At 58.4% G+C, this 15983-nt stretch carries 12 protein-coding genes; 2 read left to right on the top strand and 10 right to left on the bottom strand.

From position 1 onward, the window contains the following. Positions 1-2: 2 nt before the first annotated feature. The 3 genes from G6L01_RS17650 to G6L01_RS17640 all read right to left on the bottom strand — a co-directional run bounded on the left by G6L01_RS17650 (position 3) and on the right by G6L01_RS17640 (position 5306). Positions 3-464: a hypothetical protein gene (locus tag G6L01_RS17650; RefSeq protein WP_012654730.1), complete on the bottom strand. Its 462-nt coding sequence runs from the start codon at positions 462-464 to the stop codon at positions 3-5. Continuing rightward, positions 464-2380, bottom strand: a complete 1917-nt coding sequence (dnaK, locus tag G6L01_RS17645) for a molecular chaperone DnaK (protein WP_070163932.1) — start codon at positions 2378-2380, stop codon at positions 464-466. The genes G6L01_RS17650 and dnaK overlap by 1 nt, the downstream gene beginning before the upstream one ends. Positions 2381-2804: 424 nt before the next feature. After that, positions 2805-5306: a PBP1A family penicillin-binding protein gene (locus G6L01_RS17640; RefSeq protein ID WP_070163933.1), complete on the bottom strand. Its 2502-nt coding sequence runs from the start codon at positions 5304-5306 to the stop codon at positions 2805-2807. A 203-nt stretch (positions 5307-5509) separates the two neighbouring features. Here G6L01_RS17640 and G6L01_RS17635 point away from each other — a divergent pair, with 203 nt between their 5' ends. After that, positions 5510-5833, top strand: coding sequence for a hypothetical protein (locus G6L01_RS17635; protein WP_012654727.1), 324 nt, complete (start codon positions 5510-5512; stop codon positions 5831-5833). A gap of 128 nt (positions 5834-5961) precedes the next feature. Here the strand turns inward: G6L01_RS17635 and G6L01_RS17630 are convergent, their stop codons facing one another. From G6L01_RS17630 to G6L01_RS17620, 3 genes are all read right to left on the bottom strand, one after another. Then, entirely contained in the window at positions 5962-6420 is a 459-nt protein-coding gene (locus tag G6L01_RS17630) for a YbaK/EbsC family protein (RefSeq protein WP_070163934.1), read from the bottom strand. 576 nt (positions 6421-6996) lie between these two features. Then, a complete protein-coding gene (locus G6L01_RS17625; protein ID WP_070164049.1) occupies positions 6997-8385 on the bottom strand; it encodes a M20/M25/M40 family metallo-hydrolase in 1389 nt (462 codons plus the stop codon). Between the two features lie 72 nt (positions 8386-8457). Then, the gene (locus G6L01_RS17620; RefSeq protein WP_070163935.1) at positions 8458-8907 is read right to left on the bottom strand and encodes a MarR family winged helix-turn-helix transcriptional regulator; all 450 of its coding nucleotides are present in this window, start codon (positions 8905-8907) and stop codon (positions 8458-8460) included. A 386-nt stretch (positions 8908-9293) separates the two neighbouring features. Between G6L01_RS17620 and polA the strand changes: the two genes are divergently transcribed. Further along, positions 9294-12272 carry a DNA polymerase I gene (gene polA / locus G6L01_RS17615; RefSeq protein WP_070163936.1) on the top strand — a complete coding sequence of 993 codons (2979 nt, stop codon included), beginning with the start codon at positions 9294-9296 and terminating at the stop codon, positions 12270-12272. Positions 12273-12314: 42 nt separating this feature from the next. Here polA and G6L01_RS17610 read toward each other — a convergent pair whose 3' ends face one another. From G6L01_RS17610 to G6L01_RS17595, 4 genes are all read right to left on the bottom strand, one after another. After that, positions 12315-13175, bottom strand: a complete 861-nt coding sequence (locus tag G6L01_RS17610) for a C40 family peptidase (RefSeq protein WP_070163937.1) — start codon at positions 13173-13175, stop codon at positions 12315-12317. A 2-nt stretch (positions 13176-13177) separates the two neighbouring features. Continuing rightward, positions 13178-13528, bottom strand: a complete 351-nt coding sequence (locus G6L01_RS17605; protein WP_012654721.1) for a MarR family winged helix-turn-helix transcriptional regulator — start codon at positions 13526-13528, stop codon at positions 13178-13180. A 90-nt stretch (positions 13529-13618) separates the two neighbouring features. Beyond that, the gene (locus tag G6L01_RS17600) at positions 13619-14989 is read right to left on the bottom strand and encodes a cytochrome b/b6 domain-containing protein (protein ID WP_070163938.1); all 1371 of its coding nucleotides are present in this window, start codon (positions 14987-14989) and stop codon (positions 13619-13621) included. A gap of 185 nt (positions 14990-15174) precedes the next feature. Beyond that, the gene (locus G6L01_RS17595) at positions 15175-15822 is read right to left on the bottom strand and encodes a YceI family protein (protein ID WP_070163939.1); all 648 of its coding nucleotides are present in this window, start codon (positions 15820-15822) and stop codon (positions 15175-15177) included. Positions 15823-15983: the final 161 nt, after the last annotated feature.

The following is a 15983-nucleotide window of genomic DNA, read 5'->3' as shown; positions in this document are numbered from 1 at the left end:
TCCTACAAAGCTCTCAAAGCTTTTTCCACACCCGCGTGGTTGCTTGTCTTCTGTCCCACCTGCGCATCGCAGGCAGACATGTCCCTGTTAAAATCTGCCGCCGCCTGGCGGGCATCATCCATCAGCATTTTTCGCGCCGCGCCCTTTTGCGTGACCGCCTCCGACAGCGACATGCCGGCAAAGCCCAGGGAGTGGGCCGCCAGATCGCAGGAAGAGACCTGCCCACCGGACTTCTTGCGCTTCAAGGCATCCTCGATCAGCGGACCGAGACCACCAACGGTTCGCCGCAGCAGCGCCGTATCCCGCTTGGCAATCGCCTGGAGGATAGACGCTTCGGCAGCACTGACTTTCTGGTGAACATCGGCCCCCGCTGCCGCATGCGCGGCGAGGCACCCTGCCAAAGCAAACGCGGCTGGCCCGAAGGCCAGCCATCTCACAAAGGTATGACGCCGCGAATTCCGCATCAAGCAGACTTCTTCGTGTTGTCGTCCTTCACTTCTTCATAATCGGCATCGACGATGCCATCATCATGGTGACCACTTGGCCCACCCTCGGCACCGCCTTCGGCCTGCTGGGACTCGTAGATCGCCTGACCAAGCTTCATGGACACTTCCATCAAGGTCTGGGTCTTGGCCTGAATGTCCTCGGCGTTCGGCTCCGAGGTTTCAACCGACGCCTTCAGGGCTGCAATCGCATCCTCGATCGCCTTGCGGTCCTCTGCCGATACCTTGTCACCGTAATCCTTCACCGACTTCTCGGTGGAGTGAACAAGGCTTTCAGCTTGGTTCTTGGCTTCAACCACAGCGCGACGGTTCTTGTCGGCTTCAGCATTGGCTTCAGCGTCCTTGACCATCTTCTCGATGTCAGCATCCGACAGACCACCGGAGGCCTGAATGCGGATCTGCTGTTCCTTGCCGGTGCCCTTGTCCTTGGCCGAGACCTGCACAATACCGTTGGCGTCGATATCGAAGGTCACTTCGATCTGTGGAACGCCGCGTGGTGATGGTGGCAGACCAACGAGGTCGAACTGGCCGAGCAGCTTGTTGTCCTGCGCCATTTCGCGCTCACCCTGAGACACGCGGATGGTCACGGCCTGCTGATTGTCGTCAGCGGTCGAGAACACCTGGCTCTTCTTGGTCGGGATCGTCGTGTTACGGTCGATCAGACGGGTGAAGACACCGCCGAGGGTTTCAATGCCGAGCGACAGCGGGGTAACGTCGAGCAGCAGAACGTCCTTGACGTCGCCCTGCAGAACGCCAGCCTGAATGGCAGCACCCATGGCAACCACTTCGTCCGGGTTCACACCCTTGTGTGGCTCCTTGCCGAACAGCTGCTTCACAACTTCCTGCACCTTTGGCATGCGGCTCATGCCGCCAACCAGAACAACTTCATCAATGTCAGCGGCGGTGACGCCAGCATCCTTGAGGGCTGCCTTGCACGGTGCAACAGTGCGCTGAACCAGATCGTCCACCAGGTTTTCGAACTTGGCGCGGGTCAGCTTCATGGTCAAATGCTTTGGACCAGAAGCGTCAGCGGTGATGAACGGCAGGTTGATTTCGGTCTGCTGCGACGAAGACAGTTCGATCTTGGCCTTTTCAGCGGCTTCCTTCAGACGCTGCAAAGCGAGCTTGTCGTTCTTCAGCTCAATGCCCTGTTCCTTCTTGAACTCGGCAGCCAAATATTCGACCAAACGCATGTCGAAGTCTTCACCACCGAGGAAGGTGTCGCCGTTGGTGGACTTCACTTCAAACACGCCATCGCCGATTTCCAGAACGGAAATATCGAAGGTACCACCGCCCAAGTCGTAAACGGCAATGGTCTTGCCTTCGGTCTTATCGAGACCGTAAGCCAGAGCCGCAGCGGTTGGCTCGTTGATGATGCGCAGAACTTCGAGACCAGCGATGCGGCCTGCATCCTTGGTGGCCTGACGCTGGGCGTCATTGAAGTAAGCGGGAACGGTGATAACAGCCTTTTCGACCTTTTCGCCGAGGTAAGCTTCTGCCGTTTCCTTCATCTTCTGCAAGATCATCGCAGAGATCTGGGCTGGCGAGTAACCTTTGCCCTGAGCTTCGACCCAGGCATCACCATTGTCGCCCTTGACGATCGGGAAAGGCACGAGGCCCTTGTCCTTTTCAACGGTCGGATCTTCGTAGCGGCGGCCAATCAGGCGCTTGACAGCGAAGAGTGTGTTGGTGGGGTTTGTCACCGCCTGGCGCTTGGCCGGCTGGCCGACAAGGCGCTCACCATCGTCCGAAAAGGCCACCATGGACGGCGTAGTGCGCGCGCCCTCTGAATTTTCAATGACCTTCGCATCCTTGCCGTCCATGACAGAAACGCAGGAATTGGTCGTTCCAAGGTCGATACCGATTACTTTTGCCATTTTATTCTCTCCTTGAAGCAGGCTGTCCGAACCCCGACAGGCATTCCAGTGACAGCCCCTCGACGTGGATTGTGGTCTACGGGATTGCGCAGCGACGCTGCCTTATGCGGGCTATATAAGAACCGAAATTTGCGACTGCAAGACACCAAATTCACCCTACAGCGCCGTGCGCCCAATATGGCGCACAAAGGTTCGCTGTAGCACTTTATATCTGTTGCATAATTTCCCCTTAAATCCACGCCGATTTAAGGAATTATGCAGCAGCCAGCACGTTTACGCATTTCCCGCAAAACAAGGTATTGCGGATAGTCCCAAGGTGAAGGCGCCATACAATCTGGACCAAATCCCGCCAGATGTGACAGACTTTGCTTGCCTGAGGCATGCGGGACGTGAAAGACGCGACATCGTATACGAAATCAAGCCATTACCGCCCCATGATCACGTCCAGCAACGTGGTTTTTCCATCGCCACGGGTCTGCGCGTGGGGCTGTTGTCCTTCACCCACGTCAGCCGGAGGCGCATAGCCACCATCGGCACCGTAAGGATTGCTGTCGGGATCTTCACCCGGATAGCCATCCTCAGGCATCGGATCGTTGCGGCGCAAAGCCCCCGGCGGCACCCGGCCCTCCAGAACGGCGCCATCGCGTGGATTGACCGGCGGACGCGGCTGTAATGGGGCCTGGCCCGGGATTTGTCCCGTATTCTGGTTTGGTATCTGGCGTGCCTGAGGTGGATAGGCCTGGTTGGCATCGCCAGGCTGAGTGCCGGAAGCATTGCCGGACAGCGGACCCGGGGTGTTAACAGGCGCTGGTGGTGCCGGCGGATAGCTGTTTTCCTGATCGGCGGGGGCAGGCGTGGACGGCGTGCCGGACAGGACCTGCTGGATCATCGTCGTCAGCGACGGGCTTTCCTCGGTCTGTGGCGTCGGATCGCCAAACAACGGCACCGGTGTCAGGCCTTTATGGGCAACCGTCATGAAATCCTTCCAGGTCTTGGCAGGAAGACCGCCGCCGGTCACCTTCTTCATCGGCGCCCCGTCGTCATTGCCGAACCAGACGCCGGTGGTGAGATTGCTGGTAAAGCCGACAAACAAAGCATCGCGGAATGATTGCGTCGTCCCGGTCTTGCCAGCCGCCTGCCAATTCTTGAGCTTGGCCGCCTTGCCGGTGCCCTCGGTCATCACAGATTCCATCATCCGGGTCATCTGCCCGACAACCTGCTGATTGAGCACCCGTGGCGGCTCGCCGTAATCGGCTGTGTAAAGCACCTTGCCATCGGCATCGGCAATCTGGCTGATCACATGCGGGGTTGCCTTGTATCCGCCATTCATGAAGGGCGCATAGGCTGCCGTCAGTTCCAGCAGCGACACTTCCGACGTGCCAAGCGCAATCGACGCATTGCTTTGCAGATCCGATTCGACGCCGAGCCGGTGGGCAAGCTTGATGACCTGATCCGGGCCGACTTCCATCACCAGTTGGGCGGCCACAGTGTTCAGCGAATGGGCGAATGCGTAGGAAAGCGTCACCGGTCCGTTGTATTTCTGCTCGTAGTTTTCTGGCGTCCAATTACCGATCTTCACCGGACCGTCATTGCGCACAGTGCTGGGTGTATCGCCGATTTCCATGGCGGCGGCATAAACGAAAGGCTTGAAAGCCGAACCCGGCTGCCGTTTGGCGGTTACGGCCCGGTTGAACTGACTGGTCGCATAATCCCGACCACCGACCAAAGCGCGCACCGCGCCATTGCCATCAATGGCGACAAGAGCCGCTTGCGAGGCATTGGATTTCTTGCCGTCCTTGTCCAGCGTGGCGGCAATTGCTGCCTGCGCCGCATCCTCCAGCGTCGGATCGATGGTCGTGGTCACGACAATGTCCTGCTTGACCTCGCCGATCAGCCCTTTCAACTGGCCCGCCACCATATCGGCCACATATTGGCCTGCACCATCGGCCTGCCGCTTGGCGTGGTCCGGGGACTGTTTCATGGCGCGGTCAAAGTCGCTGTCCGTGATGTAGCCCTGTTCGCGCATGGCGCCCAGCACGATCTTGGCCCGATCCTGGGCTGGCTTTGGATCATTGACCGGCGACAACCGCGATGGCGCCTGAACCAGGCCGGCCAAAAGTGCCGCTTCACCCAGATTGACGTCACGCGCAGAGGTATTGAAATAGCGACGCGATGCCGCTTCGACGCCATAAGCATTGTCGCCAAAATAGACCCGGTTCAGATACATGGCCAGGATCTGATCCTTGGTATATTTTTGCTCCAGCCACAGTGACAGCAGCACTTCCTGCACTTTGCGCTCAAAGGTCTTCTTGGGCGACAGAAACAGGTTTCGGGCCAATTGCTGCGTGATGGTCGATCCGCCTTGGGCCTTATGGCCCAGCAGAATATTGGTGACGAAGGCGCGGCCAACCCCGATGAAATCGACACCGAAATGGTGGTAAAACCGTTTGTCCTCAATCGCCACGATTGCTTCCGGCAGATAGGGCGACATTTCATCGATGGACAAGGCTTCGCCACCGGTGACACCGCGATTGGCGATCAATGCGCCATCGACAGAGACAATCTTGATATTCGGCGCGCGAGCCGGCACGGTCCAGGAACTGGCGCTCGGCATCTGGGCGGCAAAATAAATGACCAGGCCAACGACGCCGATCGTTCCCCATATGCCCAGCACCACGCACCAGTAGAACAGCCTGCGGATACCACCCAAGAGGCCGCCGGACCGGACTTTCTCCCGCTTCGGGCGCGGATCGGCAACCTCTTTCGACCGTTTGGAACTGGTGGCCGGCATTTTTTTCCCAGCCGAAGCCGAGCGTCCGCCGAGCACGCGATCATTGCTGTCGAGCCTGATCTCGTCACCATCCTCATTCTCAGCGTCGCCAAGCCTGGGCTCAATGCGGTTTCGTGACTTTTTCATGCCTGCCATGGCGCGCGGGCCGTTCTCCGGAAGGGTAATCGTAAGGGCTGCTTCAATCCTCTGCTTATAATGTCTTGGGCATGGATGGAAGACTGATGGGATAGGCAATGTCTGTCCGTTGATTCCATCCCATTGCGGTCTTTTCGAGAACCGAATGGAACCAAAGCGGCATGGAACCGTTATTTTCCCGAAAACACAACAGGGAGTTACCCATGGCTGATACGACGCGTATGCAAGCTGAAATGCGTGAGCTTCAGGCTCAGATCGCGCAATTGAAGGACAAGTTGGCTGAACAGGGTCATTCTGTGGCCGATCAGGTTCGCGGCACCACATCCCACGCGCTGAGCAACGCTGCCCGCAGTGCGCAGGACGTGGCACGCTACGCCAAGGATGAGGCAACATCGGTTGCCGGTATCGTGCGCGAGCATCCGACCGCAACATCCACTGCTTTGCTTGGCATTGCCCTGGTGGGTGCGTTCATTGGTTATCTGGTGGCAAGCCAGTCCACCCCAGAGCCTCGCCGTCGCTGGTATTAAGGCACAGGTCTGAAACTGCCACGCAGTTTCGGATGATAGGCATTCGTCGTTTTATGGCGAGGAGGAAAGGCGGCGCAGGATGCGCCGCCTTTTTTGTATTCGGTCACTGTGACCAATGACCCTTCATCTTACTGGCAGACATCAACCCACTCAGCCCCGGTGAGATCGGCTATGCGTTGCGGCGCGATCTTGACGGCGGAATTGGTGGCACCGGCAGCCGGGACGACAATGTCGAAACGCTGCAAAGACATATCGCAAAACACCGGAAGCGGCGTCGCCAGCCCGAAAGGACAAACGCCACCCACCGGATGGCCGGTCAGCGCCACGACCTCCTCCGCTCCCAGCATACGGGGCTTGCCCCCGAACCGCTCCTTGAACTTCTTGTTGTCCAGCCGCCGTTCGCCTGCGGCAACCACCAGCATTGTGACGTCACCAACCCGCAAACAGAGGGTCTTGGCGATCTGATCCGGCTCAACACCATGCGCCAAGGCAGCCAAAGGCACGGTGGCCGAGCTTTGCTCGGTTTCAATCACGGTTATATCCGGCGCATGGGCCGAAAAGAAATCTTGGACGGATGTAAGGCTCATAGTCTTTTCATAAAAGGATGAGCGCAGACCTGCAAGAGCTTACAAACATCGGATGATCTAACAGACATCGGGATGATCTTGTAGACATCGGTATGACCAAGAAAATAACTGGCAAGAAAATCAACTCGAGCCCTTGAAAAGCCGCAATGAGATGCCATTTACAATGAAGACGTGAAGGACGGGGCATTGCTGCCGAGGTCGCTGACGATGCTTAATACAAGTTTAGGCATTTGGCGCGATACTCATTCAAAGGCGGCAAACAGGGTGAGAACCCGGTCCTCCTTCAGGTTGAAGCCTCGCGCTTCGTTGACCACGGATGTACTGGCAACGATAAGAGCGAGTTTTGGAAAGGTCGGGTTTACTCCCCGGCCTTTTTGCTTTTTAGAGCATCGGACCGAAAAGTGGGAACCGGTTTTCGGATAAATCCGATGCGTAAACAAAAACTTAGAGCATCGTGCTGGTTCCGATTTTCTGTACGATGCTCTAGGCCCCTTATCCTTCCCCCCGCTACGATAGGCGATCCAAATGAAAACGCCCGGAGTTCGTCCGGGCGTTGCCGTAATTGCGTGTTTGATGTCAGTGCGCCAGCGCGTCCAGAATGCGGATCCAGGAGCGGATACCCTTATGGAAGGACGCCAGCTCATACTTTTCATTGGGTGAGTGAATGCGGTCATCCACCAGGCCAAATCCAACCAGCAGCGAATCCATGCCGAGAATGGTCTGGAAATCCCCGACAATCGGGATAGAGCCGCCCATGCCGATCACTTCGGCGGGCTTTGGCCATTCATCCGACAGAGCGGATTTAGCCTTGGTCAGGAAGGCCGAATCATACGGAAGCTGAATGGCCGGTGATGCCCCATGCTCTTGAAATTCAACCGAGCAATCGCCGGGAATGCGCGCCGTGACAAAAGCCCGGAAGTTTTCGCGAATCTTCGCCGGGTCTTGCTCACCGACCAGACGGAAAGAAACCTTCGCCGACGCTTTCGAGGCGATCACAGTCTTGAAGCCTTCGCCGGTATAGCCGCCGGTAATGCCGTTGACTTCGGCGGTCGGACGCGCCCAGGTCAATTCCAGCACGCTGCGGCCTTTTTCGCCTGAGGGGATCGACAGGCCGACATCATTGAGAAACGTGTCGGCGGTGCGGCCCAGCTTTTCCCAGGAGGCCTTGATATTGGCCGGCGTTTCCTCAACACCCTCGTAGAAACCATCAATGGTGACCCGGCCCGTCTCGTCATGCAGGTCGGCCAGCACCTTGGCGAGAATGTGGATCGGATTGGCCGCAGCTCCGCCGAACAGGCCGGAATGCAGATCGCGATCCGCCGCCGTCACGGTCACTTCCTCGCCGACCAGGCCGCGCAGGGCCGCTGCAATCGCCGGGGTCTCGCGGTCCCACATCCCGGTGTCGCAGACCAGGGCGAAATCGCATTTCAGCTCACCCGCATTGGCCGCAAGAAATGGCTTTAGCGAAGGCGAGCCGGATTCTTCCTCGCCCTCGAACAGAATGGTGATCTTGATAGGCAAGCCGCCATGCACGGCCTTATAGGCCCGGCAGGCCTCGACAAAGGTCATCAATTGGCCCTTGTCATCAGAGGTGCCGCGGCCGGTGATCACCTTACGGCCCGGCTCGATTTCCTTGATGGCAGGCTCGAACGGATCGTTTTCCCAAAGATTGAGCGGATCGACCGGCTGCACATCGTAATGGCCGTAAAACAGCACATGTGGCGCGTCCGCGCGGTCAGCATCGTGATGGCCAACGACCATCGGGTGACCGGGCGTGTCGCGCACGGAGGCAGTAAAGCCAAGGTCCGTCAGCTCATTCGCCAGCCATTCCGCTGCCTTGCGGCAATCGGCCTTATAGGCCGGGTCGGTGGAAATCGAGGCAATACGCACAAGGTCGAAAAGCCGATCAAGGCTCTGCGGCAGCGCCTTGTCGGCCTCGGCGAGAATGGGGGCTAGATCGGTCATGGGCATGTCCTGGACTGTTCAAATCAGCGGGGACGATAGACCATGAGCCCGACAGTTTCGAGACAAGCAGCCTCAAATATTTGGGCCATTTTCGCTACTGCGGGCATTTTCCAGTGCCTGGCGGATGAATTCCAGCATCAATTCCTTCTCGAACCGTCGAAAACCATGAAAAAGCGCCTCATCGGCCTCGCAGGCAGCGGAAATCGCCTGATCCCGCAACCCCTCGCCCTTGGCGGTCAGGAAAACCAGTTGGGCGCGCCTATCTGTCGGATGCGGCTTTCGTTCGATCAATCCGTCGCGCTCCATGCGAGACAGGGTATTGGCCATGGTCGCCTGTTCCACGGCCACCCGCTCCAGCAATTGCTTCTGGGTCAGGCCTTGCTCTTCCCAAAGCTCCAGCAGGATTGGGAACTGACCGGCGGAAAAGCCGAGCCCCTCGGCCCGAACCTGCAAGGCACGGGCAAATTCCTTGGCGAGCTGGCTCACGAGATAGGTTGGCGATTGCCGACGATCAAACAGCATAGCGGCGATGATAGGCCGGTTTCAAAGCCGAGGCAATGTGGCCACCTTTATAGCAGAAATGCCAGGCACAAACAAAAAAGTCGTCACGGCTGGAGGCGGCGCCGTGACGACTTTTCGTAACAGGGGACAAAGGCCCGGAGAGGGGGGATAAGGCCTTTGTCCTGAAGTCTGAAGCGGCGGGGGACGAGCCGACTTTCAGACCGCGGTGCTTATTGTGCGCCGCTGACTAGTAAATGCGCGGCCAAATGTGTTTTTTCAAGGGAAGGAATGATTACAAAGCGGTAAGCTTTTCGTGATGACACAGAAAATTCGTCACTTCACTCTGTAAACGGTTTTGGCGTGATGTGGCATGGACCTTTTTGAGCCGCCGCGCTATCCCTTGGCGCATGAAAAAAGGCGATCATCTCTTTCTTGTCGACGGCTCCGGCTTCATCTTCCGGGCCTTCCATGCGCTTCCGGCACTGACCCGCAAATCGGACGGGCTGCCGGTCGGCGCGGTCTCGGGCTTCTGCAATATGATGTGGAAGCTGCTGACCGAGGCGCGTGACACGTCAGTCGGCGTCACGCCCACCCATCTGGCGGTGATTTTCGACTATTCGTCAAAAACCTTCCGCAAGGATCTCTATCCAGAATACAAGGCCAATCGCTCCGCCCCGCCGGAAGATCTGGTGCCGCAATTCGGGCTGATCCGCCAGGCAACGCGGGCCTTCAACCTGCCTTGCATCGAGACCGAGGGTTTCGAGGCCGACGACATTATCGCCACCTATGCCCGGGCTGCCGAAGCCATCGGCGCGGATGTCACCATCGTCTCCTCCGACAAGGACCTGATGCAGCTGGTGACCGCCAATGTCCATATGTATGACAGTATGAAGGACAAGCAGATCGGCATTCCCGATGTCATCGAGAAATGGGGCGTGCCGCCGGAAAAGATGATTGACCTGCAATCGCTGACCGGCGACAGCACCGATAACATTCCCGGCATTCCCGGCATCGGCCCGAAGACGGCGGCGCAGCTGCTTGAGGAATATGGCGACCTGGAAACGCTGATGGCGCGGGCCTCCGAGATCAAGCAGAACAAGCGACGCGAAAACATTCTGGCAGGGGTCGAACTGGTCAAGCTGTCGCGGCAATTGGTGACGTTGCGCACCGACGTGCCGCTGGACATGCCGCTGGACGCGCTGATGCTGGAAAAGCAGGATGGGCCAAAGCTGGTGGCCTTCCTGAAAGCCATGGAATTCACCTCGCTGACACGGCGCGTCGCCGACAATTGCGAGTGTGATGCTGGCGCCATTGAGCCCGCCACGATTTCGGTGGAATGGGGTGCTGCGGCCCGTGGCCCGGATCTCGACGCCGGTGAGGCTGCACAGCTGCCAGCCTCCAGCCAAGAAGCCGGACCCTCAGCACAATCCGCCAAGGCCGAGGGCGCGACGCCTGCCGATCTTGCCGCTGCCCGGCAATCAGCCTTTGGTGGCCAGCCCATCGACCGGTCCACTTATGTGACCATTCGCGATCTTTCCACCCTGGAAGGCTGGATCGCCTCAGCGCGGGAGGCCGGTGTTGTCGCCTTCGATACCGAAACCACCTCGCTTGATCCAATGCAGGCCGATCTGGTCGGTGTGTCGCTCGCGCTTCAGGACAATGCGGCGTCGCCGGGCGCAGCAACCATTCGCGCCGCCTATGTGCCGCTTGGCCACAAGACCGGGCGAGACGACCTGTTCAGCGATGGCCTGAAACTGGCGGAAAACCAGATCCCGATGGATGCGGCACTCGCCGCCTTGAAGGGCCTGCTGGAAGATCCATCGGTTTTGAAAATAGCGCAGAACCTGAAATACGATTACCTTGTCATGAAGCGGCACGGCATTGTTATCAGAGGCTTCGACGATACCATGCTGCTGTCCTATGTGCTGGAAGCTGGCGTCGGCGCCCATGGCATGGACAGCCTGTCGGAACGCTGGCTCGGACATACGCCCATCCCCTATAAGGAGGTGGCAGGCTCCGGCAAATCGCTTGTCACCTTCGATCTCGTCGATATCGACAAGGCGACCGCCTATGCCGCAGAAGACGCCGATGTCACGCTGCGTCTCTGGCTGGTGCTGAAGCCACGGCTTGCCGCCGTAGGTCTAGCGCGCGTCTATGAGCGGCTGGAACGGCCCCTGGTGCCGGTTCTGGCCGAGATGGAAGAGCGCGGCATTACCATTGACCGGCAGATCCTCTCGAGGCTGTCTGGCGAGTTGGCGCAGAAGGCCGCCGCCTTCGAGGACGAAATTTACGAACTCGCTGGCGAGCGCTTCAATGTCGGTTCGCCCAAACAGCTGGGCGATATCCTGTTTGGCAGAATGAACCTTCCCGGCGGCTCGAAAACCAAGACTGGCCAATGGTCCACATCTGCGCAGGTGCTGGAAGATCTGGCCGCCCAGGGCGAGCCCCTGCCCCGCAAGATCGTTGACTGGCGCCAGCTGACCAAGCTGAAATCAACCTATACCGACGCCCTGCCCGGCTATGTCCATCCGCAGACCAAGCGGGTCCACACATCCTATTCCATGGCGGCCACGACCACCGGTCGCCTGTCTTCCTCCGAGCCGAACCTGCAAAACATCCCGGTGCGCACGGCCGAAGGCCGCAAGATCCGCACCGCCTTCATTTCCACCCCAGGCCATAAGCTCTTGTCTGCCGACTACAGCCAGATCGAGCTGCGGGTGCTGGCCCATGTGGCTGACATTCCGCAATTGCGCCAGGCCTTTGCCGATGGGGTCGATATTCATGCGATGACGGCCTCTGAAATGTTTGGCGTGCCGGTGGACGGCATGCCGTCTGAGGTGCGCCGCCGCGCCAAGGCAATCAATTTCGGGATTATCTACGGTATTTCCGCCTTCGGGCTTGCCAACCAGCTCAGCATCGAGCGGTCGGAAGCGGGCGAATACATCAAGAAATATTTCGAGCGCTTCCCCGGCATCAAGGACTATATGGAAAGCACCAAGGCCTTTGTGCGTGAGCACGGTTATGTCGAAACCATCTTTGGACGGCGCGCCCATTACCCGGAGATCAAATCCTCCAACCCGTCGATGCGGGCCTTCAACGAGCGTGCGGCAATCAACGCGCCCATCCAGGGTTCCGCCGCCGATGTCATCCGCCGCGCCATGGTGCAGGTGGAACCGGCGCTGGCCAAGGCCGGTCTCGGTGACAAAACCCGGATGCTTCTCCAGGTGCATGACGAACTGATCTTCGAGGTCGAGGATGAGGCCATCGATGCTGCCTTGCCGGTGATCGTCTCCACCATGGAAAATGCCGCCATGCCCGCCATCGCCATGCGCGTCCCCCTCAAAGTGGACGCCCGCGCCGCCAACAATTGGGACGAGGCGCATTGACAGGCTTCGCCTGATTGGGTTGACCGGTCGAAGCGTGGGTCTCTAGGCGATCCGTTCCGGTCGGCGATAGCCGGTCGGCTGCTGGTAGAGCCAGCCGATCCGGGCGATGGCGGCGTCCACGTCTTCGCGGGCGACGCTCATCGTGTGACCGTTGGCATGCAGCAGGGTGCGCTCGTCTTCCATGATGCCTGCATGGCCTTTCCAGAAGATCAGGTCGCCCCGGCGCAGATCGCTCCGGTCAACCGCACTGCCGAGTCCTGCCGCCTGCATGTCGCTGTCGCGCGGGGCGCTCAGCCCGCACATCTGCATCGAGAGCTGGACGAGGCCGGAGCAATCGATGCCAAGCCCGCTGCGTCCGCCCCAGAGATAGGGCGTTTCCAGAAAACGGGCGGCGATGGCCACATAATCCTCGCCTGCCGGTGTACCCAGGGCGCGGCAATGATCGGCAATCACCGCCTGACCGTCACTCAACAGAAAATAGCGGGTGCCACGGGTCTCGGCTTCACCGGTGACCGTTACCCGGCTCCCCATCGAGATGGTCCGCGCATTGGGATAGCGCAGATCCGGGCCGGTATAGAGAAAACTGCGTTGCACTGTTATCCAATGCGTGGGCGGCGCCTCGATGGCGGCAATCGCCGTTTCAGGCACATAGCCGACATAACCATCCAGATCGGCCTTCACCCAGGCCCAGCCATCGGCACGGTCGAAGACCGTAACCTCTTCCCCCAGCAGCACCTCCGTATCAATTCCGCAGGCAAAATCCGGGCGCGGACGCAAGGCGATAACCGGCACGGCAATGCGCGCCGGTGTGCCGATGACATAGCGCTCCGCGTCCACCCGGTCGCGCAGGGCCGCATCGGCCAGATCAGATCGATAGGCGTTCAGCCGGCGGTCCAGTTGCATGTTCACGTCCTCATGCCTCGCGCCTGCTCGATAATCAGGTCGCCGAATTTTTCCAGATAAAGCGCGCCCGCCACAGTACGCTTGATGATGACATTGCGCTTGTCCATGTCATCGCGCACCCGGTCGACAAACCCCATGCCGCCCATGGTATCGAGCGCGCGGGTAATGACCGGCTTGGTGACCTTGAGGGTGGCGGCAAGCCCCCTGACCGTATGCGGCGGCGGAACCAGATAGATATGCAACAGGATTGACAGCTGGCGCAGCGTCAGGTCGCGGCCATCTTCCTGCACCTGGCGCAGGGTCACGTGATGCCAAAGCCCCAGCGCCGCCGTTGCGGTCAGTTCCAGGCTCATCGTCTGCTCCGCTCTCGTTTCGCACCCGTTATATATCACACGACAAAGCCCGACACTGCAAGAGGCCGGGCCTGTCATGGATGGATGCGATCAAGAGCCCGATTTAGTTGCGCTCACCGCAATCTTGACAGAGATGGATTTCGACACCCATTCCGCCGATGGATCGGAAAACATCCCAAGATTAAGGGCGGCGCGATCCAGTTCCAACGCACCTTCCACCTGCGCCTTGTTGCCCTCCATTTTCAAGCTGAAAGGCAGAACAACCGGCAGAGGTTTGTTCTTAATGCTGAGAGTGCCTTTCGCCTCATAGCGATCGCCTCCCAAGGCGCGAAATTCCGTGGTTTCGAATTTGGCTTCCGGAAACCGCGTCGAATTGAGCCATTCACCATTCTTCAACGAGCCTTCCTGGGTCGCATCGCCGGTTCTGGCAGAGGCCGTTTTTACCAGGATCACCGCTTTCGAACCAGGCAGATTGGCAGGATCGAAATGAATATCACCGCTCCACTCTTCAAACCGGCCATTGAAGGCATTGCCTGCATGGGTGCCACCAAAGCCGATGCTGGACGATGCCATATCGATTACCCAGACAGGGGCGGTTGCCGCCTGGACTGGCGCGGTTTGGACATCGGTTTGCGCAGGGTTGGCCTGGCTGGCATTTGCGGATGGCTGCGGCGCTGTGGCGGGCGGTTCAGCTTGTGCCTCCACCGCCGATGGCTGCTCGGCAAGCGGCGGCGGCAAATGCAGGACCCAACCGATGGCGGCCGCCATAACGACAAGCGCCAAGCCGAAGCCATGCGACAAGCCGCTGGTCTTCCCTTTGCCAGACGTGCTGTGAGCAGCCTTACCGGCCCGCAGAAAAGGCACCATCTGCGCCAAAACACCATCCCGCTCGATAAAATGATGCTTCAAGGCCGCTGCGACATGCAGAACGATCAGCACTGCACCGCCGTAAGCCATATAACTATGGGCACCCATCACGCCGTAGGCGAGGCTGCGATGTCCCTCAAGACCCGGAAGGTGCGGAATTGGAAACAGGCCAAACCAGGAGGTGGCGACATCCAGCGGGCGATCCGTTGCAATCGCCCAGCCGGAAGACACATAGATCCAGCCGGTCAAGGGCAGGATCAGCATCAGGCCGTAGAAAGCGATATGCGTGGCATTGGCCAGAAAGCGTTCCCAGAGCTTCATGCCGGATGGCAGGGCTGGCGGCTTATGGGTTGCCCGCCAGACGATGCGCAGCAGGGTCAAAGCCAGAATGGCAAAGCCGATAGATTTGTGGATCTGAAACAGCTGATAGGCCAGTTGCTGGGTCTCAGGCTTTTTCAAGGCCCTCACCATCCACCATCCCATCGGGATCATCGACAGGATCATCAGCGCGATCGCCCAATGCAACGCGATGGCAACGCCGGTATAGCGTACCGCAGCCCGCGGTATTGTCTGGTGCTGAAACGCAGTGTTCATGGCTCTTAAAACCTATATTTATCAATGATAAAATTCGGAAAATTCTGCGAGCCGAATGCCCGTTGCGACGCAGGCTCTGGGCCGATTGAGGATGCTGATTACGCCACCAATCCCATCGGCCCAAAGGCATTTACGCAGAAGCCTGTGCCTCACGCGCTGCTTTCATCATCACTTCAGGTCAACCATCACTTGGATGGAGATGCTGCCGGGTCCTGGATGAACTCACCATCAAAGCGAATCGTCACATCCTTGCCAACGTAACCGACAGGTTGGCCAAACGCCGTTCTGTCAAACGTACCTTCCGCGGCAAATCCAATGGCGGGAACGCCTGCAAATGGATGGCTGTCAATCGCCCCGTTCAGCGTTGCATTCAGTGTCACCGGCTTGGTGACACCCAGGAATGTCAAATTGCCGACGATTTCCGCTGTCTTGTCACCGGTCTTCTTCACGCTGGTCGATGCGAAAGTGATCTTCGGGAAGGCGTCACTGTTGAGCTTTTTCGGATCCTTGCTGATCTCCTCAGTCCAGGTCGCATAAGGCGATTTGGCGTGGGTGGCTTTATAATCCGCTGGATAGGGTACATCCACCGACGTCGGATCAATGGTTACCTCGATCTTGGAGGCTTCGATTTTCGCCGGGTCGAGAGAAAGCGTCGCTTCCAGCTTTCCAAACCGGGCCGTGTAGTTGGAAATCGTATTGTGCTTGACCGACCATGTCAGGTCGGCATGGGTCGGGTCTAGCTTATAAACACCAGCGGGCGGCGCACCCTGGGCATCCTGCGCCGAAGCTGTTGCCACGCCGCCAATGGTCAGGCCACCAAAACCTGTTGCCATTCCAATAAATACTGAATTTATAACGATTTTTCTCATATTGAAATTCATTAAATCAATCTCCTTTTTCCGTTCCATGCGCCGAAAACGTGTGGAGCGGAGATGCCAATGTAAAATAAAAAAAATTTGAATTTTCTAAGTCTTGAAATTTAACATGTAAAAAT

This window comes from Agrobacterium vitis (genome assembly GCF_013337045.2).
Taxonomy (GTDB): domain Bacteria; phylum Pseudomonadota; class Alphaproteobacteria; order Rhizobiales; family Rhizobiaceae; genus Allorhizobium; species Allorhizobium vitis_B.
This window is presented reverse-complemented; position numbering and strand designations above follow the sequence as displayed.

Excerpts from the sequence above, each read along its gene's own strand:
- G6L01_RS17650 (WP_012654730.1), bottom strand. The coding sequence starts at position 464 with ATGCGGAATTCGCGGCGTCATACCTTTGTGAGATGGCTGGCCTTCGGG.
- dnaK (WP_070163932.1), bottom strand. The coding sequence starts at position 2,380 with ATGGCAAAAGTAATCGGTATCGACCTTGGAACGACCAATTCCTGCGTT.
- G6L01_RS17640 (WP_070163933.1), bottom strand. The coding sequence starts at position 5,306 with ATGGCAGGCATGAAAAAGTCACGAAACCGCATTGAGCCCAGGCTTGGC.
- G6L01_RS17635 (WP_012654727.1), top strand. The coding sequence starts at position 5,510 with ATGGCTGATACGACGCGTATGCAAGCTGAAATGCGTGAGCTTCAGGCT.
- G6L01_RS17630 (WP_070163934.1), bottom strand. The coding sequence starts at position 6,420 with ATGAGCCTTACATCCGTCCAAGATTTCTTTTCGGCCCATGCGCCGGAT.
- G6L01_RS17625 (WP_070164049.1), bottom strand. The coding sequence starts at position 8,385 with ATGACCGATCTAGCCCCCATTCTCGCCGAGGCCGACAAGGCGCTGCCG.
- G6L01_RS17620 (WP_070163935.1), bottom strand. The coding sequence starts at position 8,907 with ATGCTGTTTGATCGTCGGCAATCGCCAACCTATCTCGTGAGCCAGCTC.
- polA (WP_070163936.1), top strand. The coding sequence starts at position 9,294 with ATGAAAAAAGGCGATCATCTCTTTCTTGTCGACGGCTCCGGCTTCATC.
- G6L01_RS17610 (WP_070163937.1), bottom strand. The coding sequence starts at position 13,175 with ATGCAACTGGACCGCCGGCTGAACGCCTATCGATCTGATCTGGCCGAT.
- G6L01_RS17605 (WP_012654721.1), bottom strand. The coding sequence starts at position 13,528 with ATGAGCCTGGAACTGACCGCAACGGCGGCGCTGGGGCTTTGGCATCAC.
- G6L01_RS17600 (WP_070163938.1), bottom strand. The coding sequence starts at position 14,989 with ATGAACACTGCGTTTCAGCACCAGACAATACCGCGGGCTGCGGTACGC.
- G6L01_RS17595 (WP_070163939.1), bottom strand. The coding sequence starts at position 15,822 with ATGGCAACAGGTTTTGGTGGCCTGACCATTGGCGGCGTGGCAACAGCT.